This is a genomic window from Rhizobium sp. A37_96 (genome assembly GCF_053521765.1).
This window is the reverse complement of record NZ_JBNWDS010000008.1, coordinates 228,306-252,399: the sequence shown is the minus strand read 5'-3', so window position 1 is coordinate 252,399 and position 24,094 is coordinate 228,306. Positions and strand designations below refer to the sequence as shown.

Here is a 24,094-nt window from a genome sequence, read left to right as displayed (position 1 = left end):
AGGGCGCCAAGGGCGTGCAGCTGGCCGAGCTGGCGCAGAAGAGCTGGGCAGAACGCCGATGGATCGACGTCCCATCGCTCGCCGCAAGATAAGGAGACGATCCCATGACGAAAAATCTTCGATTGCCGACAGCCAACGGCGCCATCGTTCCATTTACCGCCGCCAACGAGCCGCTGATTGCGCCGGCAAAGCCGGCGGGCGGTCATCATTTCAATCGCGTGGCTTATGCCGCCGCCCACATCGTGGTCGACGCGCTTGCCGACAACGATCCCTGGCTTGACCGGAACATCGATTGGGAACGCACGATTGCCTTCCGCGAATATCTTTGGGGTCTCGGCCTTGGTGTGGCGGAGGCGATGGATACAGCACAGCGCGGTATGGGCCTGGATTGGGCCGGCGCGAAGGAGCTGATAGCCCATGCGCAGTCGGCGGCCCGAGGCCGGCCGGATGCCGTGATTGCCTATGGCGCCGGCACCGATCATCTGCAGCCCGGTCCCGATGTCACGATCGACGACGTCATCGCCGCCTACGAGGAGCAGATCGGCTATGTGGAAGGGCAGGGCGGCCGGATCATTCTCATGGCGAGCCGGGCACTTGCCGCGGCCGCCAGAAGCCCGGACGACTATGTCCGCGTCTACGACCGCATCCTCGGTCAGGTCAAAGAGCCCGTCATGATTCACTGGCTCGGTTCGATGTTCGATCCGGCCCTGGCGGGCTATTGGGGATCAGCCGACGATATGCAGGCCATGGAAACGGCGGTCGCGATCATCAACCAGAATGCGGCCAAGGTCGATGGCGTGAAGATATCGCTGCTTTCGGCGGAGAAGGAAATCGTTATGCGCCGGCGGCTCGATCCTGCCGTCAAAATGTATACTGGCGACGATTTCAACTATGCCGAGCTGATTGCCGGCGACGAACAAGGTTATTCCCACGCATTGCTCGGCATCTTCGATGCCATCGCGCCGGCTGCGAGCGCTGCTCTCACAAAGCTCGCACAGAACGATCTCGACGCCTTCCATGCAATCCTGGCGCCGACCGTTCCGCTATCGCGCCATATCTTCAAGGCGCCGACGCGCTTCTACAAGACCGGGGTCGTCTTCCTCGCTTATCTCAACGGCTTCCAGGATCATTTCCAGATGCTTGGCGGCCAGCAGAGCGCCCGCTCGATCCAGCACCTTTCGGAGCTGTTCCGCCTGGCGGATACGGCGCGGATCCTGCGGGATCCGGACTTGGCGACCTATCGGATGAAGGCAATCCTTGCCACGGTCGGCATCGATTAGCGGATAAAGGGATCGGGGGAGGATCATCACGATGGCCATAGACGGTCTGTCCATCAATCTGGCGACGGTGCGCCAGCAATACGACATGCGCCAAGCGGTCGAAGCCTGCCTCAAGCAGGATATCGTCGCAATCGCGCCATGGCGCGACCAGGTGCATAAGATCGGGCTGGCGGAAGCCGCGCGCATCGTTGCGGACAACAAGCTCCAGGTGACGGGCCTTTGCCGCGGCGGCATGTTTCCTGCCGCGGATGCAGAGGGCAGGGCGGCCGCTATCGACGACAACAAGCGCGCGATCGATGAAGCGGCTGCGCTCAACGCCGATTGCCTTGTTCTGGTCGTCGGCGGATTGCCGCAGGGATCGAGGGATATCGTGCATGCCCGCGAAATGGTCGCCGACGGTATTGCGGCAATCCTGCCGCATGCCCGCAGCGCCGGAATTCCACTGGCGATCGAGCCTCTGCATCCAATGTATGCGGCGGATCGCGCCTGCGTGAACACGCTGGAGCAGGCGCTCGACATCTGCGACCTGCTGGGGGACGGCATCGGTGTCGCCATCGATGTCTACCATGTCTGGTGGGATCCGAAGCTTCATGAGCAGATCGCCAGGGCGGGTGCCGGTGGCCGGATCCTTGCGCATCATATTTGCGACTGGCTCGTGCCGACCACGGACCTGCTGCTCGATCGTGGCATGATGGGTGACGGCGTCATCGACCTCAAGCGCATTCGCGCCGAGATCGAGAAGGCGGGCTTTTTCGGCCTGCAGGAAGTTGAGATCTTCTCTCAGAACAATTGGTGGAAGCGGCCGGGCGAGGAGGTTCTCGCGACCTGCGTCGAGCGCTTCCGCACCGTTTGCTGAACCGGCGCCGCTCGGCCACAGATTGGCAATAAAAAGCCGGGCCAGCGAGTGGCCCGGCGCTATTTCACAGCATTGATGCGACGGCTTATTCGGCCGAAACGATCTTGCCGCCTTCCCACTTATAGAGCGAGAAGCTCTGCGAGGTCAGGTCGCCGGTTTCGCCGTAGGTGACCTTGCCGATGGCGGTGTCGACCGGTTCGCCCTTCTTCAGGGCGGTGCCGACGGCTTCGGCGTCATCTGCCTTGCCGGCCTTTTCGATGCCGGCCTTCAGAACCTGAACGGCAGCATAGGCGTTCAGCGTGAAGGCTTCTGCCGGGATATTGCGTGCCTTCAGGGCTGCGACGGCGCTCTGGGAATCCGGGTTCTTCAGCGCGTCGGAGGCGTTGGTGAAGAGCGTGCCGGCAGCGGAATCGTTGGCGATCGCCCAATATTCGGTGTTGGAAAGCCCGTCGCCGCCGATGATCTGCGCCTTGACGGAGATGTCGTGCAGCTGGCGGGCAAGCAGGCCCGCTTCCGGATGATAGCCGCCGAAGTAGATCACTTCGACGCCTGCCTGCTTCAGCTTCGCCGTCAGGGCGCTGTAGTCCTTTTCACCGGGGGTCAGCGAGTCGTTGACGACCTCGGTGACGCCGCCCTTGTTGAGGGTCGCCTTGAAGGCGTCCGCCAGGCCCTTTCCGTAGGCGCCCTTGTCGTTGAGGATCGCGATCTTCTTGTCCTTGAAGTGGTTCAGGACATAATCGGCGGCAACGGTTGCCTGCTGGTCGTCTCGGCCGCAGGTGCGCAGGATGTTGGTCAGGCCGCGATTGGTCAGGTCCGGCGCGGTCGCGGTCGGCGTGACCATCAGGATGCCGTTTTCGGCAAGCGCGTCGGAGACCGGAATGGCGACGCCCGACGTTACCGGGCCGACGACGAAGCGGATGCTGTCGCCGACGAAGCCGTTCGCCACGGATACGCCCTGCTTCGGGTCGCCGGCGTCATCGCCAAGCTTCAGGACGAGCTTCTGGCCGAGAACACCGCCGCTCTTGTTGATTTCGTCGATGGCGGTCTGCGCTCCGTTCTTCACCTGCTCGCCATAGGCTGCGACCGGGCCGGTCAGCGGCGCGATGAGGCCGATGGTGATGTCCGCATGCGCGAGAGGTGCGAAGGCCAGCGAAGCGACGAAGGTCGCGGCCGTCAATGTCTTCAGACTCATTTTATCTCTCCTTGGATGGGCGCGGCAGCGCCCTTTGAACCCGCTCGCAATCACCTGTCTCGACGTGCAAACTGCCGTGAGCTGGTCTTTTGAAGAAGACAGGGCTGATGTCGAAGCCGATGATCGCTTTCGGACATTTTTTGATCTCGAAAGCGCCCATGAGGGTATTTTCTGTAGGAATATTGCGACGATTCCGCAAGAAAATAACCGTCGCGAGGACAATTTTGACGATTTTCGCGAAGTTTCGACGAGGGATGGTTGTTGCAGGCTTGCTGCCGGGAGCCGAGTGATATGGCGATAAAACGAAATGGATCCGGACGTGGAAATCTCCATGCCGCTGATCCACATAAGCTATGGTGCCTGCCATGACCTGACGCGTGCCAAGGGGGTGAATGCCGCGTGAACGAGAATGACGTTTCGAAAGCCTATCTCGACCTCTGGGGCCTGATCCCGGATGGCGATCCGATCGTGACCCATTCGAGCCGGCTTTTCCCCGTGCGCCGCGATGGCGAGCCAGCCATGCTGAAGATCGCCGTCGCACCCGAGGAGAGAGCGGGGGCCGAACTCATGGTCTGGTGGAATGGCGTCGGTGCCGCGCGCGTTCTCGAACACCGGGACGATGCCATCCTGCTTGAACGGGCGACTGGCAGCCGCTCACTTGCCGAGATGGCCAGGAGTGGGCGGGACGACGAGGCAAGCCACATCATCTGTAAGGCCGTCGCCGGGCTTCATGCTGCTCGCGGGCGCGCTTTGCCGCAATTGGTTCCTCTCATCCATCGGTTTCGCTCGCTCGAAGCTATGGCTCACTGCGAAGGGGGTGCTTTCGTTCGGTCGGCGATTACTGCGCGCAAGCTATTGTCGGAGCCTCGCGATGTCGTGGCCCTGCATGGCGACATTCATCACGGCAATATTCTGGATTTTGCGGAGCGCGGCTGGCTCGCGATCGATCCGAAGGGGCTCGTGGGTGAACGCAGCTTCGACTACGCCAATCTCTTTTGCAATCCGGATAATGCCGTCGCCACGGCTCCCGGCCGCCTCGCGCGGCAGGTGGCAATCGTTGCGAAGGCGGCGCGGATGGAACGCGGCCGCCTGCTCAGATGGATCGTTGCCTGGGCCGGCCTTTCAGCAAGCTGGCTGATCGAAGATGGCGAGGACGAACATGTCGAGCCAACGTTGCGCGTTGCCGAAATCGCCGCTGCCGAACTATCCATAGCGGGGGCCTAGGAGACTATAGCCTCGCGCCAGGCCTGCCGATAATCGATCAACCCTGGCAATTCGGCGCGAAGGGGCGGGCTGTCGGCTGCAGCGGCAGGTCGTATCCCCGTCAGCAGAGCGGCGCCCTGGCTCGTGCCTGTGGAGCCCTCGAGCGCAATGACATCGGCGTTCGTCAAGGCGGACAGGGCGATGAGGTAGGCGCGATTGCGCGCGAAGGGTCCTTCTACGAAAATCGGACCCCTGGCGCCGATCAGGCCCAGGCAGGCTTCCGTCATCAGTGCAAGATAGAGGCTGACGGCGGCAAGACGCTCGGCATTGCTTGCTGAGGCATCGGCGATCCAGCGCCGCGTCCGGCCGGGAAACGGCCCTGATCCTTCGACGACGTTGGGCAGAAGCATCAGGCCTTTGACGATTGCCTGCTCCAGCGTAGCTTCGATTGCCTCAGGAGGCGCATTGCCGATTTCGGCGGCCAGGATCTCGAACTCGCGGCCACCCATGAAACGGGCTGAGGGTACGGCGCGGCCATAGGCGTCGACATTGGCAAGCGCGTCGCGTTCGGGATCGAGGTGTTCCAGATCGCCGCCGACGCCGAAGCTGATCACCCAGGTTCCGGTCGAGACAACCGCAAAGGGGGCCTCGTTTTCCACCAGATGCGGCAGAAGCGAGGCATTGGAGTCATGGATGCCGCAATAGACGGGCACTCCCTTTGCCAGCCCCATGTCGGCGGCAAGCGCCGGCAAGACCGGGCCGAGCGCATCGAAAGCCGGGCGTACCGGCGCCATCAGCGCGCGGACGCCAAGCGTGTCGACGAGAGACGAATAGCTTCGCGTGGTCGGATTCCAGAGATCTGTGTGACAGCCGAGCGAGGTCACTTCGTTGGCCGCGACGCCGCTCAGGCGGAATGCCCAATATTGCGGATAGGTCAGGATCGTGGCGACACGGGCGAAATCGTCGGGAAAGGTGCTTTTCAGGTAATGAATCTGGGCGCCGACATTGAGCCCCATCGCCAGGCGCGGCGAAAATGTCTCGGCAAATTTCGGTCGCAACCCGTCATAGTCGTCCTGAACGGCCTGAAGGTAGACGTGTTCGTAGTCGAGAACAGGCATGGCAAGGCTGCCATCGGCGGCGAGCATCGCCGCAGAGGCGCCATGCGTGGTGATCGATATGGCATCGAATCCCGGCGTTCGGGCGAAGCCTCCGAGGGCCGAGATGATGAAGTCCCACAGCCCCGCAATATCGTAATGTGGATAGGGGCCTGACTTCAGGACGCCGTTCGAGGTCTTGACGGCGGCAATTTCGGCACCCATCCCGGCATCGAGCACAACGACCTTGGCGTTCGTCTTGCCGATGTCGACCACGGCGATACGGCGGTAGGCTGTCGCTTTGCTCATGGCAGATGAAAGACCGTGACGAGATCGCTCTGAACAGGCGAGCTATCGGAATTGGTCGCCATGATGTCGGCCATATGCGCCCACCACTTCTTCATGACGGGGTGCTCCGGCAGGCTCGCCATGGCGTGATCCTTCGGCCGCGTCAGCACGCCGAACAATGTGTTCGTCTCGCGATCGAGATGAATGGAATAATCGCTCACGCCCGCCTGGTGCAGCAGCTCCACCAGCTCGGGCCAGATTTCGTCATGGCGCCTTTTGTATTCTGCCTCCATGCCAGGGTTGAGCGTCATCTTGAAAGCGTGGCGTTCGAGAGCTGATGTCATTTGGAGCTCATGGTCCTGAGGCGCCTGGCGACGATGGGCAGCGCGATGGTGATGATGAGAAGCAAGCCGATGAAGATCGACATGACGATGCCCGGAACGTTGAGCAGGCCGAGGCCGAAGGTGACGAGGCCCATCACGAAAGCGGCGATGACGACGCCGCCGATCGTCCCCGAGCCGCCGAGGATCGACACGCCGCCGAGCACGACCATGGTCACGACCTCTAGCTCCCAGCCGAGGGCGATCGAAGGGCGGGTGGAACCGAGGCGCGAGGTCAGGCACACGGCGGCAATACCGCTCATGAGGCCGGTCAGGAGGAACAGGATGAACTTGATCCGCTCGACCGGAATGCCGGAAAAGCGTGCCGCGAAATCATTGTTGCCGATCGTATAGACCTGCCGCCCGAAATTCGTCGCATGCAGCAGGATCGCGAAGACGATCGCCAAAACGATGAAGAGAACGAATTCGAACGAGAAGACCCAGACGACATAACCCTGGCCGAAATAAGCAAAGCTATCCGGATAGTTGCCATAGGCCTGATCGCCCAGCACGATATAGGAGATGCCGCGGAACAGGCTCATCGTGCCGATGGTGACGACGATCGAGGGCAGCTTCAGCGCGGAAACGAGGAAGCCGTTGAACAGCCCGCAGACAAGGCCGACGCCCAAGCCGATCGCGACGAGGCCGGGCGTATCTACCCCCATTTGCGCGGCAGCACCCATCGCCGTCGAGGCAAGGGCGATGATGGCCGCGACCGAGAGGTCGATTTCGCCTGCTATCACCAGCAACGCCATCGCAAAGGCGATCATCGCCTTTTCAGTGAAATTGAACGTCGCGTCGGAGAGATTGTAGGGGTCGAGGAAATAGGGTGACGCTAGCGAGTTGAAGATGAAGATCGCGACCGCAACGCCGAAGAGCAGGGTCTCCCAACTGGCCAGGATCCGCTTGAAGGGCGTGCCGAGACGGTCCGGAATGGCGCGTTTTTCCGTCGGTGCTTGCGAAACGCTGCTCATACGCTTGCTCCCTTACTGGCGACATCCTTTGCAGCCTGATCCCGAAGGATGATGCGGCCGCGATTGCGTTCGCGCCGGGCATTGAAGACGACGGCAAGAATGATGACGGTGCCTGATATTGCCATCTGCGTGAACGGGGAAATGCCGATGACCGGAAGGGCGTTCTTGATGACGCCGAGGAAAAGTGCGCCCAGCACGGCGCCGGCAACCGAACCGACGCCGCCTGCGATCGAAATGCCGCCGATGACACAGGCCGCCACGCTATCCAGCTCGAAGCCGTTGGCGATATCGACATAGGCGACGGCGTAGCGCGATACCCAGAGATAGCCGCTGAGCCCGGCCAGGGCGCCGGATAGAACGAAGGCGAGAAACCGCGTCCAGCCGACGTCGATGCCCGCATACACGGCCGCGACCGGATTGCCGCCGCTGGCATAGGCGGAGCGCCCGAACTGCGTATAGCGTAGCAGCAGATACATCATCAGCACGATGGCGATGCCGATCCAGGCAAGCACAGGCAGGCCGAGAAGCGGCGTGCGCGGCACGTTCAGAAAGACCGGGGTGAACTGGTGAGCATTGACCCAGGCGCCGCCCGACAGCACGAAGGCCATGCCGCGATAAATCGTCAACGTGCCGAGCGTGACGACGATGGGCGGGATTTCGAGCGCCCAGACGAGATAGCCGTTGATGGCGCCGAGAAACGCCCCCATCAGGATTGCGGTGACGATGAGGGCGATCAGCGGAATGTCGGGATAGGCCGCATTCAGCATCGCCACCGCCATGCCGGTGAAGGCGAGATTGGCCGCGACGGAAAGATCGATCGACTTCGTCAGGATGACCGTCATCTGGGCAAGCGCCAGGATGATGAGGATCGAGGTGTCGTTGAAGATATTGGCAAGATTGGCGGGTTCGGCAAAGCCGGCCGCGCGTGTCGCGAAACCGGCTATCATCACGATGATGATGACGGCGAGCAATGTTTCGCGTTTTTTAAGGATGCGTGGCATCCCGTCCTCCCTATGCGTTGCCCGTGGCGGCGCGCACCAACGTTTCCGGCGTCAGTCCCTCGCGCTCGAAAAGGCCAGCAGACAGGCCTTCCTTCATGACCAGCACGCGATCCGCCATGCCGATGATCTCGGGCAGTTCGGAAGAGATCATGATGATGCTGAGGCCCTCGGCCGCCAGTTCGCTGATGAAACCGTGAACGGCTGCCTTCGAACCGATATCGATGCCCTTGGTGGGTTCATCGAGAATGATGATCTTCGGTTGCGTCGCGAGCCATTTGCCGATGACCACCTTTTGCTGGTTGCCGCCGGACAGCGTACCGACCGGCACGGAAAGGGCGGCCGCGCGTAGATCGAGGCGCTCGGCGTATTTACGGGCAAGCGCGAACTCATTGGCTGCCTTCAGGAAACCCTTGCGCGAGGTGCGCCCCAGCGAGGGCAGCGACATGTTCTGATAGATCGGCATGGGCAGGGCAAGACCGTGGCGGCCGCGCTCTTCCGGCACATAGACGATACCGGCGCGAATGGCATCCTGCGGCGTGCGGACATGGATTTCCTGACCGTCGAGCGTCAGGCGTCCGGACAGCGGCCTGGTTATGCCGAAAAGCGATTGGCAGAGCTCCGAGCGCCCAGCGCCGATCAGCCCGTAAACGCCAAGGATCTCGCCGCGCCGCAGCTTGAAGGAAATGTCGCGGAATTCCGTGCGGTGACAGTATTTGTCCACCTCGAGAACGGTGTCGCCGATGGTGACGGACACTTTCGGGAAAGCGTCCTTGACATCGCGCCCCACCATCATGCGGACGATTTCATCCTGTGGCGTTTCCTTGAGCGCACCGTGCCCGACGGCCTTGCCGTCGCGGAAGACGACGAAATTGTCGGCGATTTCATAGAGTTCATCGAACTTGTGGCTGATGAACAATATCGCCTTGCCTTTTGCCTTCAACCCCTGAACGATGCGGAAAAGATCGTCGATCTCCTTGCGCGAAAGGGCGGCGGTCGGCTCGTCCATGATAACGATGCGGGCCTCGATCGACAAAGCGCGTGCGATCGCCACAAGGTGACGCTGCGCAATGGAGAGGTCCTTCAGGCGGGTGGTGGGATCGATCGCGCTTTCGAGCGATTGAAGAAGCTGCTTCGACCGGCTGTTCATCGTCTTCCAGTCGATGGTGCGCCAGGACGTGCGCGGCGCATGACCGAGGAAGATGTTTTCCGCCACGGTCAGCTCGTCGAAGAGCACGGTTTCCTGGTGAATGGCCGTGACGCCGGCATCGATGGCGGCCTGCGCATTGGCAAAGGCCGCCGGCTTGCCGTCGACGAGAATCTCGCCTTCGTTCGGGCGATAGATGCCGGTCAGGATCTTGACGAGGGTCGATTTGCCGGCGCCATTTTCGCCGATCAGGGCGGTGACCTTGCCGGGGTAAAGCGAAATGCTGACACCATCCAGCGCCTTGACGCCGGGAAAGATCTGGGAAATGCCGCGCATTTCCAGAATGGCCTGATTGTTCGCGGCTGGTGTACCCGCCAGGGATCGTTGAAGGACTGTGGTCATCAGCAATGTACCGGATCAGTGAAACCAGGTCCGGCGGCTGACGCCGCCGGAGAGCTGCGGATAAGATTTTCGATCAGAAAACCTTGGAGAACTGATCGATGTTCGAGGCGTTGTAGACGAACGGATCGGCCATGGCGGCTTCGCCGTTCTTGTCGACCTTGATCTTGCCCATGCGGCCGGCATTGATTTCGCTGCCCGGCTTGCCGTCGGTCTCGCCCTTGACGAGGCGATAGGCGATCTGCGTTGCCGAGTAGCCGAGATCGATCGGGTTCCAGATGGCGAATTCCTTCGTCGCGCCGGACTTGATGGCGCCAGCCATTTCGGACGGCAGGCCGAGGCCGGTCACATAGACCTGGCCGATCTTGCCGGCATCCTTGACAGCCTGCGAAGCGGCCAGCACGCCGACGGTCGTCGGGGCGACGATGACCTTGACTTCCGGATGCGAGGTCAGGAGGCCCTGGGCTTCGCGATAGCTCTTGTCGGAAAGGTCGTCACCGTAGACCGTCGTCACCAGGTTGAGGCCCGGGAAGTCCTTCAGCTGCTTCTTCATCTCGCCGATCCAGATGTTCTGGTTGGTCGAGGTGGTCGTAGCCGACAGGATGGCGAAATCGCCCTTGCCGCCGTCGAGATGATCCTTGGCGAGCGTCAGGCACATCTTGCCGATCAGCTCGTTCGAGGAGGGGTTCAGCTGCAGGATGCGGCCAGCCGGCGCCACGCCGGAATCCCAGGAGATGACCTTGATGCCGCGTTGCTTGGCCTTCTTGAGGGCCGGTACGACGGCATCCGGATCATTGGCGGAGATGGCGATGGCATCGACACCCTGTGCGATCAGCGAGTTGATCACTTCGATCTGGCCTTCGGCCGTGGTCGAGGTCGGGCCGGTGTAGATCACCTGCACGCCGCCGAGATCCTTGGCCGCTTCCTGGGCACCCTTGTTGGCCGCTTCGAAGAAGCCGTTGCCCAGCGACTTTACCACGAGGCCGATCTTGATGTCCTTGGCGCTGGCCGTGCCGGCCATCAGTGTCGCGGCGAGCGCGACGCCGATCGCCAGTTTCTTTGCTATATTCATGTCTCTTCCTCCCAAGTTGATAGGCTATGCTCACCCCATCGCGGCCACGTCCCTTTATGCGACCGACGGGGAATCTTCCTCCTCGGCCTCAGCCGAAACATTTGCGATAATCAGCGATACGCCGGCGCCCTCAATCATCCGCACCGTGTCTGCCGAAATGCCGTCATCGGTGATGATCGTCGTCACCTGTTCAAGCGGGCAAAGGATCAGACTGGAGCGCTGGCGGAACTTGCTGGAATCGACCATGACGATGAGTTCATCGGCCTGGCGCATCAGCTTCTGCTCGCTCTGGATCAGCAACCCGTCGGCTTCCATGATGCCGAGGGGGCCGACGCCCTGCGCGCCGAGGAACATGCGCCGTGCGTAGAAATTGCGGGTCGTATCATTGTCGAAGGGCGACAGGATCAGGCTCTGCTCGCGATAGATCGCGCCACCCGGAACCGTCACCGTATTTTTCGAGTGCTTGACCAGATGTTCGGCAATGGCGAAGGAATTGGTCATCACCTGCAGCCGGAAGGCCGAGATGTAATGCACGAGCTGGAATGTGGTCGTGCCGCCGTTGATGATGATGGCATCACCGGGGTTGCACAGTTCGGCGGCCTTGCGCGCAATTGCGCGTTTCTTGTCGATATTGACCGATTCTGAAACGCGGAAGGGGCGGCCGGCCAAGTTGCCGAGCTGCGGGGGGTGAATGGATTCGGCGCCCCCACGGACGCGGCGGATCTTTCCCTGTACGTGCAGGGCAGCGATATCACGGCGTATCGTCGCTTCCGAAGCCTCTGTCAGCTCGGAAATATCCTGAATCGTCACCACAGGCTTTTCCTGTACGGCGCTCAGAATAATGCGATGGCGTTCACGTTCGTGCATCGGCTCCTCCTTGTTGGCGGTTATTTCTCAAATATGACAAGGTGTCAATCATAAACGATCATAAACTTTCATATTGCATCGCAGCATTGTCGAAAATGATCGTTTTCGATTGACAAAGTGACTGTGTGTGAGCGATATCCTGCTCACAAAGAGTGGTGCCATCATGTTCCGGTCCGCTCGCAAGACTTGATTTTCAAGGGAGGATGACATGGCGGCTGACGTTCAGCTTTTGAAGAACCGTTGGGATGACGCATATGCGGCTGATCTCGATGAGCCGGGCAAACTGCTCTACCGGTCGAATCTGCTGGGTGCCGACAAGCGTATCACCAACTATGGCGGCGGCAATACGTCGGCCAAAGTCATGGAAACCGATCCGCTGACCGGAGAGAAAGTCAAGGTTCTGTGGGTCAAGGGCTCTGGCGGCGATGTCGGCACTATTAAACTCGACGGGTTCGCCACGCTCTATCAGGATAAGCTCGACAGCCTGAAGACCATCTATCGCGGCGTTGCCGACGAAGACCGGATGGTTGGCTTCCTGCCGCATTGCACCTTCAATCTGAATGCCCGCGCCGCCTCCATCGACACGCCGCTGCATGGCTTCGTGCCGTTCACCCATGTCGACCATATGCACCCCGATGCCATCATCGCCATTGCCGCCTCGAAGAACTCGCGCGAACTGACGCGCGAAATCTTCGGCGACGACATCGGCTGGCTGCCCTGGCGCCGACCGGGCTTCCAGCTCGGCCTCGATCTCGAAGCCTTCGTCAAGGCGCATCCGAATGCCAAGGGCGTCGTGCTGGAAAGCCATGGCCTCTTCACCTGGGCCAATGATGCCAAGGAATGCTACAAGCTGACGCTTCAGATCATCAACAAGGCGATCGAATGGTTCGCCGCCAAGACGGAAGGCAAGACCATTTTCGGCGGCGCAGCCGTTCAGAGCCTGCCGCAGACGGAACGCCGGGCAATCGCCGCCCGCCTGATGCCTGAAATCCGGGGCCGGATCGGCAAGGCGGAGCGCAAGCTTGGTGATTTCGACGATCAGGACGCGGTGCTCGAATTCGTCAATTCGAAGAATCTCCGCCCGCTCGGCGCGCTCGGCACCAGTTGCCCGGACCATTTCCTGCGCACCAAGATCCGGCCGCTGATCGTTGATTTCGATCCGGCCAAGCCCGATGTCGATGCCGTCATCGCCGGTCTCGACAAGGCGCTGGAAGATTATCGTGCCGATTACGCCCGCTACTACAACGACTGCAAGCATGACAATTCGCCTGCCATGCGTGATCCGAATCCGGTGATCTTCCTGGTTCCGGGCGTCGGACTGCTCTCCTTTGCCCGCGACAAGGCGACCGCCCGCATCGCCGGCGAGTTCTATGTCAACGCCATCAACGTCATGCGCGGCGCATCCACGGTCTCCGAATATCAGGGCCTGCCGGAGCAGGAGGCTTTCGATATCGAATACTGGCTGCTGGAGGAGGCAAAGCTGCAGCGCATGCCGAAGCCGAAGAGCCTTGCCGGCAAGGTCGCCTTCGTTACCGGCGGCGCCGGCGGTATCGGTCGTGCCACGGCAGCGCGCCTGGTCGGCGAGGGTGCCTGCGTGGTATTGGCGGATATCGACGAGGCAGCGCTCAAGGGCACGCAGGAGGATTTCGTCAAGAGATACGGCGCCGATGCTGTGCGCAGCGTCAGGCTCGACGTCACCAAGGAAGATGCCGTCATTTCCACCTTCGCCGAGGCCTGCGTCGAATTCGGCGGCATCGATATTCTGGTGTCCAATGCCGGCATCGCCTCGTCGGCGCCGATCGAAAGCACCGAACTTTCGATGTGGAACCGCAATATCGACATTCTCGCGACCGGCTATTTCCTCGTATCCCGCGAGGCCTTCCGGCTGTTCCGCCGCCAGAACCTCGGCGGCAACGTCGTCTTTGTCGCGTCCAAGAACGGTCTTGCGTCCTCGCCGAATGCCGCGGCCTATTGCACGGCCAAGGCAGCCGAGATCCATCTGGCCCGATGCCTTGCACTGGAAGGCGCAGACGCCGGCATCCGCGTGAATACGGTCAATCCCGATGCCGTTCTTCGCGGCTCGAAGATCTGGAACGGCGAGTGGCGGGAGCAGCGTGCCGCCTCCTCGAAGATCGAGGTGGACGATCTGGAGGAGCATTACCGCAAGCGCTCGATGCTGAAGCTCAACGTCTTCCCCGAGGATATTGCCGAGGCAATCTACTTCCTGGCTTCTGATCTTTCCGCCAAGTCGACCGGCAATATCATCAACGTCGATGCCGGCAACGCGCAGAGCTTTACGCGCTAGTTGGCGGGGAAGTGGCAGCCTCGGGGCCATCCTTGTGGTTCGAGGCCCTGCCGCACTCGCTTCGCTCTTGCGGCAGCGCACCTCACCATGAGGGTGGAGTAGCGATAGCGCCAACTGACGAGCAGATCAGCCCTCACCCTGAGGTGGCCCGAAGGGCCCTCGAAGGGCGAGGGCGGGTGATGGTTTCCAGGGTGATCGCACTTTAACATTTCGAATGACGCACTTGGGAGGAAAGAATGGCCGAATACAGGATCGCACCCGATCTGGTCGCAGCAGAAAACGACAAGCGCGTTGCCGCGCTGAAATCCGACTATGAGGCGCTGGGCGCCACGCTTGCCCGCCGCGGCGTCGACATTGAAGCCGTCACGAAGAAGGTCTCCGAATTCTTCGTCGCCGTACCCTCCTGGGGCGTCGGCACCGGCGGCACGCGCTTTGCCCGCTTCCCGGGAACCGGTGAGCCGCGCGGCATTTTCGACAAGCTCGACGATTGCGCCGTCATCCAGCAATTGACGCGCGCAACGCCCAAGGTTTCGCTGCATATTCCCTGGGACAAGGCCGACGTAAAGGAATTGCGGGCGAAGGGCGATGCGCTCGGCCTCGGCTTCGACGCCATGAACTCGAACACGTTCTCCGACGCACCCGGCCAGGCACATTCCTACAAGTTCGGTTCGCTCAGCCACGTCGACGCGGCAACGCGCGCGCAGGCCGTCGAGCACAACATCGAATGTATCGAGATCGGCAAGGCCATCGGCTCGAAGGCGCTGACCGTGTGGATCGGCGATGGCTCGAACTTTCCGGGCCAGACCAATTTCACCAAGGCGTTCGAGCGCTATCTTGCCGCCATGGCTGATATCTACAAGGCGCTTCCGGATGACTGGCGGCTGTTTTCCGAGCACAAGATGTACGAGCCGGCCTTCTATTCGACCGTGGTTCAGGATTGGGGCACCAACTACCTGATCGCGCAGACGCTCGGGCCAAAGGCACATTGCCTCGTCGACCTCGGACATCACGCGCCGAACACCAATATCGAAATGATCGTCGCGCGGCTTATCCAGTTCGGGAAGCTCGGCGGCTTCCACTTCAACGATTCCAAATATGGCGATGACGATCTCGATGCCGGCGCCATCGAGCCCTACCGCCTGTTCCTCGTCTTCAACGAACTGGTCGATGCCGAGCGGCGCGGCGTCAATGATTTCAATCCCGCGCATATGATCGACCAGTCGCACAATGTCACCGACCCGATCGAAAGCCTGATTTCCAGCGCCAACGAAATCCGCCGGGCCTATGCGCAGGCCCTGATCGTCGACCGCAATGCGCTGGCCGACTATCAGGATGCCAATGACGCGCTGATGGCGTCGGAAACGCTGAAGCGCGCCTATCGCGCCGATGTCGAGCCGATCCTTGCGGAAGCCCGACGCCGCGCTGGCGGCGCCATCGATCCGGTCGCGACCTATAGGGCAAGCGGCTACCGCCGCAAGGTCGCCGCCGAACGCCCGGCCTCCGTTGCCGGTGGTGGTGGCATCATCTGACGTGACAGGGTGCCGACGCAAGGCAGCGTCGGCACCCGATGCTTGTCGTTGCCGTATTTTCCTTCGTACCGCGCTCAGCCGAGCTCCTGGGCGAGCCCGATGAGAAGCCCTTCAGGCCCGCGGATGTAGCAGAGCCGATACGCGTTTTCATACTGGACGACTTCGCCCACGAGTTGCGCGCCGCGCGCGCGAAGCCTTGCAAGGGTTTCGTCGATGTCGTCCACGGCGAACATGACGCGGAGGTAGCCCAGGGCGTTGACCGGGGCATTCCGGTGATCCGCGACGACAGGTGGCGTGAGGAAGCGGGAGAGTTCGAGCCGGCTGTGGCCGTCCGGTGTGCGCATCATGGCAATCTCGACACGCTGATCACCCAGTCCAGTGATGCGTCCGGCCCATTCTCCTTCGACCGTCGCCCGCCCTTCGAGCTCAAGGCCAAGTTCGAGAAAGAAATCAATCGCCCCTGTGAGGTCTTCGACGACGATTCCGACGTTGTCCATCCGCTTGAGCGCCATGTTTCCAGTCTCCAAGATGTCGTTTTGATCTACGAGGTGTCGCCCAGTCTAACAATGGATGCTTGAGGCTCCAATACCGGCGGCCAAGCCAGCATTCGCTGAAGCTGGCGTGCCACCGTTGTTCAGCGCAGAGCGGGCGGCCCTGATGGATGGAGTTGAGCCTCTCGCCAGGCAGACCAGCGACGACGCAGTTCGCCTGGCCGTAGGCCATAACCTTCGTCGAGCACATCGGCCTCGAGAATCCTGTCCGTGCGGAAATGTCGGAAGTCTTGGCGTAGCTCGCACCATGCCACCAGGATTCGGCTGGTATCGGAATAACCGAGGATGACGGGCCACACGGTCCGTTCGGTTTCCTCGCCTGCGTCCGTCCGATAGCGCAGCCGAAGCTTTCGCCCTTCGCGGACCGCTACGCGGAGCATCGCGGGGTCGATGGTCTCTTCTTCCGCTCGCTGGACGATCGGTCTGGCGCCAACGCTCGGCTCGGCGATGAAGGGGCGCAGATGTGCCGGAACAATCGCGGTGATCTTGGCGACGACATCGCGTGCGGCATTGGCGAGGATCTTGTCGGAACGGCCCGCAACCCACTGCGCTCCGAGGACCACCGCCTCGATCTCTTCGGGGGTCAGCATCAGCGGCGGCATCGAATAGTCAGGCGAAAGTAGGTATCCGAAGCCCGCCTCGCCCTCGATCGGCACCCGCTGGCCCATCAGGTCGGCGACGTCGCGATAAACCGTCCGCTTCGATACTTCGAGTTCGTCCGCCAGCGCGGCGGCGGTTACCGGTCGGCTCGACCGGCGCAAAATTTGTATGATCTGAAACAAACGGTCGGCGCGGCGCATTCATACTGACTCCTGCTGCCAGTATGCTGGCAGCAGGGACATGCGACAAGAGCCTTCGAGCCGACGACGAGAGAGTGTGCCGGCCTTTTGAAGGAGTATCCGATGAAATTAGCATCCACGCGCCTGATCGCTGCCGACATCCAAAAGGTCGTCAGCTTTTATGAGATGGTTACGGGCCAGGCGGCAGAGTGGCTGGCGCCGGTCTTTGCCGAGATCGTTACCCCGGCGGCGGCGCTCGCGATCGGAAGCGCCGAGACGGTCGCCCTGTTCCGCGAAGGGAGCGCCGAACCCTGTGCCAATCGCTCCGTTATCATCGAATTCCAGGTCGACGATGTCGATGCAGAATTCGCCCGGCTGAAGGACAAGGTGGAGGTTGTACACGAACCGAAGCTGATGCCATGGGGCAACCGGGCAGGACAGATTCGCGATCCCGAGGGGACGCTCGTCAGCCTCTACACACCCGTCACCGACTTTGCGAAACAGCGTTTTGCGGGGCGGTGATCGTTCCTGGCCTTGCGAAGGGTGGGGACATCCCGTGCGCGGTCAATGGCTCGCTGGGCGCCCTTCTTGAGCTGCTTGCAAGAGGCTTCCGCCATGTTCCGCGGCGCGCCTGTGCATGAAGCGACTTGCGGATCGATGATGCCGGCCGATCGACGGCATCGTTTGTCCCCGGTGATGTCTTCGTCGTATTGCCGGTGTGGCTAATTGGCCAAGCAACGATGATATCTGCTTATTTGTCATGTTTGTCCGGCAGATTGGAAATTAGCTGTCGACTGGATAACCGAGCTTATCGAAGCCGCTCTTTTGCGATTTGAATGCGGCTCCTGTTCACTTTCGAGTGGTTCGGCCATGAGAATTGAGTATTGTCGATTGCAACGGCCCGCCCTTGATCTGGCGGTTGAGGCTGTCTTCAAAAATAGGGCCTGTTATTGATAAGCGAGGAAACATGACAACGACTGACATTAACGGTTTTGCCGGACGCCTGAAGCGCCGCGAGAATGGCGGCATGATTGCGGCCTGGGTCGGTACGCCCGATCCGATGTTGGTCAATCATCTCGCGCAGGAAGATTTCAATACCGTCGTGCTCGACATGCAGCATGGCATGTGGGACATGGCGTCCGCCGCCAGCGGCGTTGCCCATGTGAGGCTTGCAGGCAAGCCGGCGATTGCCCGCATCCCGGTCGGCGATTTTGCTTCCGCCTCGCGCCTTCTGGATGCCGGCGCTTCCGCCATCATCGCGCCGATGATCAATTCCGCCGACGATGCGCGCGCCCTGGTGAAGGCGACGAAATATCCGCCGCTCGGTGAGCGCAGCTGGGGCCCTTCGCTTGCTCTCAATCATTTTGGCATTCCTGCCGAAGACTATCTGCAGAGCGCCAACAGCCTGACCGTGACCATCGCCATGGTGGAAACCCGCACGGCGCTCGATGCGATCGACGAGATTCTTGCCGTTGACGGCATCGACGGCATCTTCGTCGGCCCGTCCGATCTGTCGATCGCGCTTTCGAATGGCGCGCGGCTTGCGCCCGACAGTGCTGCAATCGATCAGGCGCTTGCCACCGCGCTCGCGCGTTGCCGCGCCCACGGCAAGGTCATCTGCGCTTTCGGCAGCGATGGAGACCGCGCCGGGCAATATCTGAAACTTGGCCTCGATCTCGTCATTGCCGGCACTGAAACGGCACAGCTGCGCGCCGGCGCGCGCACGGCCATTCAGGCGGCTCGCAAGATCGCGGACCAAAGCTGACCCTTACAGGCTTGTCCAAGGAATTTCTGGACAGGCTGATACGCACCCTGCGATCCCGAACAATAGTTTTGGACCTGCCGCTATCAAGCAGCGGCAGGTCCAAACGTTTATGGTGTCGAGCGACGGGCGTTTAGTCCCGTCAGTTTACGAGTTTTACGAAGCAGGGATTATACGACTCTTCGCCGCATCCGCCGCGGGCTTTTGCCGGCGTGATTGTATTCTGCGTGGCGATCAGCACGAGCGCGACGGCAATGACGGTCAATACGGTCTTGGTGTACTTATCCATGAGTTCCCCCCGATGATGGAATGACTAACAATGTGCACTTTAAAATTGCTTTTCTGAATGCTGGCTGAATATTGATGCTTAAGGTTGTGTCCTGTATGGCCTGCCGACATCAGATCGACAGCCCAAGCACGCGGCTCTTCCTCTTCTACTTTGATCGCAGCCTGCGCTTGCATCATCACCCGCCTGCGGGCATTCTCGCGCCGATATGGCGGAGCGGAATGATTTGTCGAAGGTGCAGGGATTGGCGGTAGGACGCGGCTTGCGGCGCGAAGCAGGTCAGCGCGTGACCTTGCGAACGGTTGCGACGGCTCTTGGCCTTTCGGTCACAACCGTTAGCCGCGCGTTGAAGGAAGGTCCCGAGGTCAATCGCGAGACGATCGAACTCGTCAAGCGCGTAGCGGGCGAGCTCGGCTACCGCCCCAATCTTGGCGGTATCAATCTTCGTACCGGCAAGACCCACGCTATCGGCATCGTGCTGCCGTTCGGGCGGGAGGGTGAGATGAATATCGTCGTCGCCTCGCTGATCGAGGGCGCTTCGCGCTACATGAAGGCACGGGGCTACCGCACGACGATCGTACCGCAGCTGCAGGCGGATGATCCGTTGGCGACCGTGCGCGATATCGTCGAGGAGGGATCGGTCGACGGCATCGTCATCACGCACACGACCCCGCAGGACGATCGCGTCAAATATCTGCTTGAAACCGGTATGCCCTTCGTCACTTTCGGCCGCACCGAGCTTTTGAGCGTTCATCCGAGCATCGATCTCGATCATGAGGAAATCGGCGCGCAGGCGGCTCGCCTGCTTCTCGATGCGGGTCATCCGACGCCGTTGCTGATCGCGCCCAGCGATCAATTCACCTACAGCCTGCAATTCGTGCGCGGCTGGCGCAGGACCTTTGCCGAACGCCATCTGCACGTCCCGGACAATTGCATTCATTTCACCGCGGCAACGCCGGACAATGGTCGCGAGATGGCAAGGCGCATAGCGGCCCAGAACCCGGAAGCGACCGCTGCTTTCGTGGCGAGCGAAGAGGCCGCGCTCGGCTTCCTCGCGGGCTTGCGCGATGCGGGGCGGCAGGCCGGCAGCAATTTCGCCCTGATCACCTATGGCGGCACGGCATTGCCGGATTTCTTCAATCCGCCTCTCAGCACCTTCTATTACTCGAACCATGCCATAGGCGAGCGGTTGGCTGCCTTCCTGCATCGGGCGATCGCCGGCGAGGACCCCGCTGAGTTGCGTGAAATCGTCAGCGCCGCATTCGTGGATCATCAGAGTCAGATACGTCACGGATAAGCAGCGCTGCGACTTGCAATGTGAGGAGATGCCCGGAAGTTATTCGTAACGTTACGGATTATGAAATTCCGTCTGTATATCATGCAGAAAGGCGAAAAATATCGCATTGACAGCGGCCTTCTTTTCTATAATCGTAACGTTACGAATTGCCGGATACGGGTGAGGAGACCACCGGCAAGGGATATCGATGTAAGAGCGGAGGCCATGCCTCAGGCATCGCGCCGCATTCCAAGGGAGGATGACGTGAGCGACGGCTCGCTTTTTTTCGGATCGCCAATTTGGACCTTCAATTGGAACCCGCCCTACCAGGCGCCGCTCAGGCGGCTTGCCCGCACGGGCTGCAAGGGTTTTGAGCTGACCGCATGGTCGGTGGATATGCTGGCCTATTATACGCCCGAGACCATTCGCGAATTGAAGGGGATTGCCGACGGAGAAGGGTTGGTGCTCACCAATTTCTTCTTCAATCTGCCGTTCAGCCGCGCCGCGGATGCCGCCGTTTCGACGGTCGATCTGGATGGCTACAAGCGCGGAATGGATGTGGCGGCTGCAATCGGCGCGCCGATCGTCACCAGCATGACGCCCTATCCGTTCCAGTCCGACGTCAAGCCGATCCTGCAACGTCCGATTTCGCAGGAATGGAGCGCTGCCGTCGAGCCGCAGTGGGACTGGACAGGCGAATATGATGCCGTGGTCGAAGGGTTCGCCCGGGGTTGCGAGATTGCCGCTGCCGTCGGCCTGCGGGTCGCGATCGAGCCGCACCCTTATCGCTGGGTCAGTTCCGGCCAGGGGATGCTGCGGCTGATCGAGCGCACCGGCGCTGCCAATCTGGGTCTGAATTTCGATCCCAGCCATCTCTTTCCCGCCGGCGACATGCCGCATTATGTCGTGCTGGCGCTCGGCAAGCGCATCTTCAACACGCATTTTTCCGATAATGAAGGCCATACGAACGCCCACTGGCGGCCAGGGCGGGGCAAGATCGACTGGAAGGCGATCTTTGCAGCGCTGCGGGCCATCGGTTATTCCGGTCCGATCACGCTCGAGCTGGAAGATGCGCCGGGGGCCTCGCACTGGACTCATTTCCGGGAAGCGACACCGGAATTCGACGACGAGATGCGGCGCGGCATGAGTTATCTGCGCGCCGCTGCCGCCGAGCTTGATATCATCATTTCCTAGAGGCAATTCAATGAGCACTCAGCCCATGAAAGTCGGCATCGTCGGCGCCGGCAATATCAGCGCCACCTATGTCGCGACCCTGCATATGTTCGATTTCATTCGCGTGAAGTCGGTCTACGATCTCTACGACACGTCGGCGCGAAAGCTCGCCGATCAGTTCGGCATCGAAGCCGTCGCGCTCGATGCGATGCTTTCCGACCCGGAAATCGGCCTGATCATCAATCTGACGACGCCGGTCTCGCATTATGCCATCAGCAAGAAGGCGCTTCTCGCCGGCAAGCATGTCTATTCGGAAAAGCCGCTTGGCGTCTCCATGGCCGAGGCCGAGGAGCTGATGTCGATCGCCCGGGCAGGAGATTTGCGGCTCGGCTGCGCTCCCGACACTTTCCTCGGCGGCGGCCACCAGCTGACCCGCCGGCTTCTGGACGAGGGGCGCATCGGCAAGACGATCTCCGCCACCGCCATGCTGCTCCTGCCCGGCCATGAGCACTGGCATCCTAACCCTGCCTTCTTCTACGGTCGCGGCGGCGGCCCGATGCTCGATGTCGGTCCCTATTACGTCACCAACCTGATTGCTCTGCTCGGCCCCGTGCGCGAGATTTTCGGAACCGCCAAGATCACCCGCATCGAACGCACGGTAAAAACCGACCCTCATCGCGGCGAAACGATCAAGGTGCTGGTGCCGACGCATCTGACAGGGGTGATGGAATTCCACAGCGGCGCGACCGTCACCATCGCCACCAGCTTCGATGTCATCAAGCACAAGCATAATCAGATCGAGCTCTACGGCTCCGAAGGGACGATGGTGACGCCGGATCCGAACAACTTTACCGGAAAGGTCGAGATATTCCGCGATGGCGGCGAGGACTGGGAAGAGATCCCCGTCGATCACCCCTATACGGAAGGCGTGCCCGGACACCTCGGACTGCGCGGACTGGGAGCCGCGGAAATGGTGGATTCCCTTCGCTCCGGACGGCAGCATCGCGTATCGTCGGAACTGGCATTCCATGCACTGGAGGTCATGACCGCGTTCGAACGCTCGGCCCAGTCGCGCAGGGTGGTTGCAATTCACAGCAGCTGCGGTCGTCCCGACCCGATATCGCCTGCAATTAAAGAGGGACGTTTCGTATAGGCTGCGCTATAAAGTTGGGAAAATGCAGTCCTTTCGGACTGTGGGCTTGACGAAGGGGCATGCCTGAGAAAGCATTGCCTGCTTGCCGAAGGGAATGGAGGCCCGACGGCACGGTTTTGGAGGATCGTTGAATTCGGCATCCGATGTCTGGGGACGGCGGCGGCTGAACACAGGCGTTGGAGAACGCAATCAAAAAGGAGGAGGAACGTATGCGTAAATTGATGATGGCATTGGTTGGCGCCACGGCGCTGGTCGCTACGAGCGTGACCGGCGCGCTTGCCGATGGCAAGAAAGCCGAAGTTCTGCATTGGTGGACTTCCGGCGGCGAAGCCGCCGCCGTGAAGGAACTGGCCAAGGCCTTCAATGACGCCGGCGGCGAATGGGTGGATACTGCGATTGCAGGATCCGGCTCGACGGCTCGTCCGATCGGCATCAACCGCATCATCGGCGGTAATCCGCCGACGGCCATGCAGTTCAACACCGGCACGCAGATGAATGAATTGGCCCAGCAAGGCCTGCTGCGGTCGCTCGATGATCTTGCCAAGGAACAGGATTGGAAATCGGTTCTGACGCCGGCCTTCTATCAGGCCATCCAATTTCAGGGTCATATCTACGGCGCTCCGATCAATGACCATGGCCAGAACTGGGTCTTTTATTCCAAGGCCGTCTTCACGAAGGCGGGCGTGACGGAAGAGCCGAAGACCTGGGATGAAATGTTTGCGGCGCTCGACAAGATCAAGGCCGCCGGCCTGATCCCGGTCGCCGTCGGCGGTCAGCCCTGGCAGCTGCAGTCGATGTTCAACGCCATCCTGCTCGGGGAAGGCGGCAAGGAACTCTACGGCAAGGTGTGGAAGGATCTCGACACGGATGCCGTGAAGTCCGACAAGTTCAAGCATGTGGCCGAAGTCTTCGCCAAGCTGCGCAACTATCAGGATCCTGGCAGCCCGAACCGCGACTGGAACGTAGCGACCGGTATGCTGGTGGACGGCAAGGCGGGTATCCAGTTCATGGGTGACTGGGCAAAGGGTGAATTCATTCATGCCGGCCTCGTCGCCGACAAGGATTTCGGCTGCATTCTCGGACCGGGCGAATCCAACTTCATGATGGGCGGCGATATCTTCGTCTTCCCGGTTCTGAAGGACAAGACGGCGATCGACGCACAGACCCTGCTGGCAACGGTCATCATGTCGAAGGAGGGCCAGCTTGCCTTCAACTCCAAGAAGGGTTCCGTGCCCGTGCGTCTTGACGTCGATACGTCGAAGCTCGACGCCTGCGCTCAGAAGGGCCTGAACGCGCTCAAGGATCCGAGCCGCCAGATCCTTGCACCGGATGTGCTGACCCCGCAGGACATCGTCCAGACCGAAGGCGACCTTATCGCTCAATACTGGACGACGCCCAGCATGACGGCAGACCAGTTCGCCGATCAGTTCGCACAGGTGATTGAACAGGCGAAGTAAGCTTCGATCGACATCCATGCGGCGGCAGGCACTCCTGCCGCCGGCTTCCATGAATGCTGAGAAGGAGCGCGCC

At 61.0% G+C, this 24,094-nt stretch carries 23 protein-coding genes; 11 read left to right on the top strand and 12 right to left on the bottom strand.

Features of this window, described 5'->3' with window-relative positions; genetic code table 11:
* The first annotated feature begins 104 nt into the window (after positions 1-104).
* Both ACQZ6J_RS21170 and ACQZ6J_RS21165 read left to right on the top strand, forming a co-directional pair.
* A complete protein-coding gene (locus ACQZ6J_RS21170) occupies positions 105-1,280 on the top strand; it encodes a dihydrodipicolinate synthase family protein (protein ID WP_163993466.1) in 1,176 nt (391 codons plus the stop codon).
* Positions 1,281-1,311: 31 nt separating this feature from the next.
* Positions 1,312-2,136, top strand: coding sequence for a sugar phosphate isomerase/epimerase family protein (locus ACQZ6J_RS21165; protein ID WP_163993468.1), 825 nt, complete (start codon positions 1,312-1,314; stop codon positions 2,134-2,136).
* Positions 2,137-2,221: 85 nt separating this feature from the next.
* On the opposite strand, the gene ACQZ6J_RS21160 is transcribed toward ACQZ6J_RS21165, so the two are convergent.
* A complete protein-coding gene (locus ACQZ6J_RS21160; RefSeq protein WP_163993470.1) occupies positions 2,222-3,328 on the bottom strand; it encodes a branched-chain amino acid ABC transporter substrate-binding protein in 1,107 nt (368 codons plus the stop codon).
* Position 3,329: 1 nt separating this feature from the next.
* Positions 3,330-3,695, bottom strand: a complete 366-nt coding sequence (locus ACQZ6J_RS21155; protein ID WP_449085495.1) for a hypothetical protein — start codon at positions 3,693-3,695, stop codon at positions 3,330-3,332.
* Positions 3,696-3,727: 32 nt separating this feature from the next.
* On the opposite strand from ACQZ6J_RS21155, the gene ACQZ6J_RS21150 reads away from it, so the two are divergent.
* Complete coding sequence (locus ACQZ6J_RS21150) at positions 3,728-4,552, top strand: aminoglycoside phosphotransferase family protein (RefSeq protein WP_449085494.1); 825 nt, start codon at positions 3,728-3,730, stop codon at positions 4,550-4,552.
* On the opposite strand, the gene ACQZ6J_RS21145 is transcribed toward ACQZ6J_RS21150, so the two are convergent.
* From ACQZ6J_RS21145 to ACQZ6J_RS21115, 7 genes are all read right to left on the bottom strand, one after another.
* Positions 4,549-5,934, bottom strand: coding sequence for an FGGY-family carbohydrate kinase (locus ACQZ6J_RS21145; RefSeq protein ID WP_449085493.1), 1,386 nt, complete (start codon positions 5,932-5,934; stop codon positions 4,549-4,551). The two genes, ACQZ6J_RS21150 and ACQZ6J_RS21145, sit on opposite strands and share 4 nt — an antisense overlap.
* Positions 5,931-6,257: an L-rhamnose mutarotase gene (gene rhaM, locus ACQZ6J_RS21140; RefSeq protein WP_449085492.1), complete on the bottom strand. Its 327-nt coding sequence runs from the start codon at positions 6,255-6,257 to the stop codon at positions 5,931-5,933. Before rhaM ends, ACQZ6J_RS21145 begins: the two co-directional genes overlap by 4 nt.
* Entirely contained in the window at positions 6,254-7,267 is a 1,014-nt protein-coding gene (locus ACQZ6J_RS21135; RefSeq protein ID WP_449085491.1) for an ABC transporter permease, read from the bottom strand. Before ACQZ6J_RS21135 ends, rhaM begins: the two co-directional genes overlap by 4 nt.
* Positions 7,264-8,268 (bottom strand): ABC transporter permease, encoded by a 1,005-nt coding sequence (locus ACQZ6J_RS21130; protein WP_449085490.1) that lies wholly within the window; start codon positions 8,266-8,268, stop codon positions 7,264-7,266. The genes ACQZ6J_RS21135 and ACQZ6J_RS21130 overlap by 4 nt, the downstream gene beginning before the upstream one ends.
* 10 nt (positions 8,269-8,278) lie before the next feature.
* Positions 8,279-9,814, bottom strand: coding sequence for a sugar ABC transporter ATP-binding protein (locus tag ACQZ6J_RS21125; protein ID WP_163993484.1), 1,536 nt, complete (start codon positions 9,812-9,814; stop codon positions 8,279-8,281).
* A 73-nt stretch (positions 9,815-9,887) separates the two neighbouring features.
* On the bottom strand, positions 9,888-10,883 hold the full coding sequence (gene rhaS, locus ACQZ6J_RS21120; RefSeq protein WP_163993486.1) for a rhamnose ABC transporter substrate-binding protein: 996 nt from the start codon (positions 10,881-10,883) through the stop codon (positions 9,888-9,890).
* A 54-nt stretch (positions 10,884-10,937) separates the two neighbouring features.
* Positions 10,938-11,750: a DeoR/GlpR family DNA-binding transcription regulator gene (locus tag ACQZ6J_RS21115; RefSeq protein ID WP_449085489.1), complete on the bottom strand. Its 813-nt coding sequence runs from the start codon at positions 11,748-11,750 to the stop codon at positions 10,938-10,940.
* Between the two features lie 208 nt (positions 11,751-11,958).
* Here ACQZ6J_RS21115 and ACQZ6J_RS21110 point away from each other — a divergent pair, with 208 nt between their 5' ends.
* Together ACQZ6J_RS21110 and rhaI are read left to right on the top strand one after the other, a co-directional pair.
* On the top strand, positions 11,959-14,055 hold the full coding sequence (locus ACQZ6J_RS21110; RefSeq protein WP_449085488.1) for a bifunctional rhamnulose-1-phosphate aldolase/short-chain dehydrogenase: 2,097 nt from the start codon (positions 11,959-11,961) through the stop codon (positions 14,053-14,055).
* Between the two features lie 236 nt (positions 14,056-14,291).
* Positions 14,292-15,584 carry an L-rhamnose catabolism isomerase gene (gene rhaI, locus ACQZ6J_RS21105; protein ID WP_449085487.1) on the top strand — a complete coding sequence of 431 codons (1,293 nt, stop codon included), beginning with the start codon at positions 14,292-14,294 and terminating at the stop codon, positions 15,582-15,584.
* A 74-nt stretch (positions 15,585-15,658) separates the two neighbouring features.
* On the opposite strand, the gene ACQZ6J_RS21100 is transcribed toward rhaI, so the two are convergent.
* Together ACQZ6J_RS21100 and ACQZ6J_RS21095 are read right to left on the bottom strand one after the other, a co-directional pair.
* Positions 15,659-16,096, bottom strand: coding sequence for a VOC family protein (locus tag ACQZ6J_RS21100; RefSeq protein ID WP_449085486.1), 438 nt, complete (start codon positions 16,094-16,096; stop codon positions 15,659-15,661).
* Between the two features lie 122 nt (positions 16,097-16,218).
* Positions 16,219-16,935: a helix-turn-helix transcriptional regulator gene (locus tag ACQZ6J_RS21095; RefSeq protein WP_449085485.1), complete on the bottom strand. Its 717-nt coding sequence runs from the start codon at positions 16,933-16,935 to the stop codon at positions 16,219-16,221.
* A 102-nt stretch (positions 16,936-17,037) separates the two neighbouring features.
* Here ACQZ6J_RS21095 and ACQZ6J_RS21090 point away from each other — a divergent pair, with 102 nt between their 5' ends.
* Together ACQZ6J_RS21090 and ACQZ6J_RS21085 are read left to right on the top strand one after the other, a co-directional pair.
* Positions 17,038-17,436 carry a VOC family protein gene (locus ACQZ6J_RS21090; RefSeq protein WP_449085484.1) on the top strand — a complete coding sequence of 133 codons (399 nt, stop codon included), beginning with the start codon at positions 17,038-17,040 and terminating at the stop codon, positions 17,434-17,436.
* A gap of 445 nt (positions 17,437-17,881) precedes the next feature.
* Complete coding sequence (locus ACQZ6J_RS21085; protein ID WP_163993500.1) at positions 17,882-18,679, top strand: HpcH/HpaI aldolase family protein; 798 nt, start codon at positions 17,882-17,884, stop codon at positions 18,677-18,679.
* 139 nt (positions 18,680-18,818) lie between these two features.
* On the opposite strand, the gene ACQZ6J_RS21080 is transcribed toward ACQZ6J_RS21085, so the two are convergent.
* On the bottom strand, positions 18,819-18,965 hold the full coding sequence (locus ACQZ6J_RS21080; RefSeq protein WP_204326860.1) for a hypothetical protein: 147 nt from the start codon (positions 18,963-18,965) through the stop codon (positions 18,819-18,821).
* 232 nt (positions 18,966-19,197) lie between these two features.
* Between ACQZ6J_RS21080 and ACQZ6J_RS21075 the strand changes: the two genes are divergently transcribed.
* From ACQZ6J_RS21075 to ACQZ6J_RS21060, 4 genes are all read left to right on the top strand, one after another.
* Positions 19,198-20,259 carry a LacI family transcriptional regulator gene (locus ACQZ6J_RS21075; RefSeq protein ID WP_449085498.1) on the top strand — a complete coding sequence of 354 codons (1,062 nt, stop codon included), beginning with the start codon at positions 19,198-19,200 and terminating at the stop codon, positions 20,257-20,259.
* 243 nt (positions 20,260-20,502) lie between these two features.
* Entirely contained in the window at positions 20,503-21,432 is a 930-nt protein-coding gene (locus ACQZ6J_RS21070) for a sugar phosphate isomerase/epimerase family protein (protein WP_449085483.1), read from the top strand.
* A 10-nt stretch (positions 21,433-21,442) separates the two neighbouring features.
* Positions 21,443-22,564 carry a Gfo/Idh/MocA family protein gene (locus ACQZ6J_RS21065; RefSeq protein ID WP_163993506.1) on the top strand — a complete coding sequence of 374 codons (1,122 nt, stop codon included), beginning with the start codon at positions 21,443-21,445 and terminating at the stop codon, positions 22,562-22,564.
* Between the two features lie 209 nt (positions 22,565-22,773).
* Positions 22,774-24,021 carry an ABC transporter substrate-binding protein gene (locus ACQZ6J_RS21060; RefSeq protein ID WP_246726160.1) on the top strand — a complete coding sequence of 416 codons (1,248 nt, stop codon included), beginning with the start codon at positions 22,774-22,776 and terminating at the stop codon, positions 24,019-24,021.
* The last annotated feature ends 73 nt before the right edge of the window (positions 24,022-24,094 follow it).

Bases quoted from the DNA above. Each gene is read 5' to 3' on its own strand.
- ACQZ6J_RS21170 (WP_163993466.1), top strand. From the start codon at position 105: ATGACGAAAAATCTTCGATTGCCGACAGCCAACGGCGCCATCGTTCCA.
- ACQZ6J_RS21165 (WP_163993468.1), top strand. From the start codon at position 1,312: ATGGCCATAGACGGTCTGTCCATCAATCTGGCGACGGTGCGCCAGCAA.
- ACQZ6J_RS21160 (WP_163993470.1), bottom strand. From the start codon at position 3,328: ATGAGTCTGAAGACATTGACGGCCGCGACCTTCGTCGCTTCGCTGGCC.
- ACQZ6J_RS21155 (WP_449085495.1), bottom strand. From the start codon at position 3,695: ATGGCAGGCACCATAGCTTATGTGGATCAGCGGCATGGAGATTTCCAC.
- ACQZ6J_RS21145 (WP_449085493.1), bottom strand. From the start codon at position 5,934: ATGAGCAAAGCGACAGCCTACCGCCGTATCGCCGTGGTCGACATCGGC.
- rhaM (WP_449085492.1), bottom strand. From the start codon at position 6,257: ATGACATCAGCTCTCGAACGCCACGCTTTCAAGATGACGCTCAACCCT.
- ACQZ6J_RS21135 (WP_449085491.1), bottom strand. From the start codon at position 7,267: ATGAGCAGCGTTTCGCAAGCACCGACGGAAAAACGCGCCATTCCGGAC.
- ACQZ6J_RS21130 (WP_449085490.1), bottom strand. From the start codon at position 8,268: ATGCCACGCATCCTTAAAAAACGCGAAACATTGCTCGCCGTCATCATC.
- ACQZ6J_RS21125 (WP_163993484.1), bottom strand. From the start codon at position 9,814: ATGACCACAGTCCTTCAACGATCCCTGGCGGGTACACCAGCCGCGAAC.
- rhaS (WP_163993486.1), bottom strand. From the start codon at position 10,883: ATGAATATAGCAAAGAAACTGGCGATCGGCGTCGCGCTCGCCGCGACA.
- ACQZ6J_RS21115 (WP_449085489.1), bottom strand. From the start codon at position 11,750: ATGCACGAACGTGAACGCCATCGCATTATTCTGAGCGCCGTACAGGAA.
- ACQZ6J_RS21110 (WP_449085488.1), top strand. From the start codon at position 11,959: ATGGCGGCTGACGTTCAGCTTTTGAAGAACCGTTGGGATGACGCATAT.
- rhaI (WP_449085487.1), top strand. From the start codon at position 14,292: ATGGCCGAATACAGGATCGCACCCGATCTGGTCGCAGCAGAAAACGAC.
- ACQZ6J_RS21100 (WP_449085486.1), bottom strand. From the start codon at position 16,096: ATGGCGCTCAAGCGGATGGACAACGTCGGAATCGTCGTCGAAGACCTC.
- ACQZ6J_RS21095 (WP_449085485.1), bottom strand. From the start codon at position 16,935: ATGCGCCGCGCCGACCGTTTGTTTCAGATCATACAAATTTTGCGCCGG.
- ACQZ6J_RS21090 (WP_449085484.1), top strand. From the start codon at position 17,038: ATGAAATTAGCATCCACGCGCCTGATCGCTGCCGACATCCAAAAGGTC.
- ACQZ6J_RS21085 (WP_163993500.1), top strand. From the start codon at position 17,882: ATGACAACGACTGACATTAACGGTTTTGCCGGACGCCTGAAGCGCCGC.
- ACQZ6J_RS21080 (WP_204326860.1), bottom strand. From the start codon at position 18,965: ATGGATAAGTACACCAAGACCGTATTGACCGTCATTGCCGTCGCGCTC.
- ACQZ6J_RS21065 (WP_163993506.1), top strand. From the start codon at position 21,443: ATGAGCACTCAGCCCATGAAAGTCGGCATCGTCGGCGCCGGCAATATC.
- ACQZ6J_RS21060 (WP_246726160.1), top strand. From the start codon at position 22,774: ATGCGTAAATTGATGATGGCATTGGTTGGCGCCACGGCGCTGGTCGCT.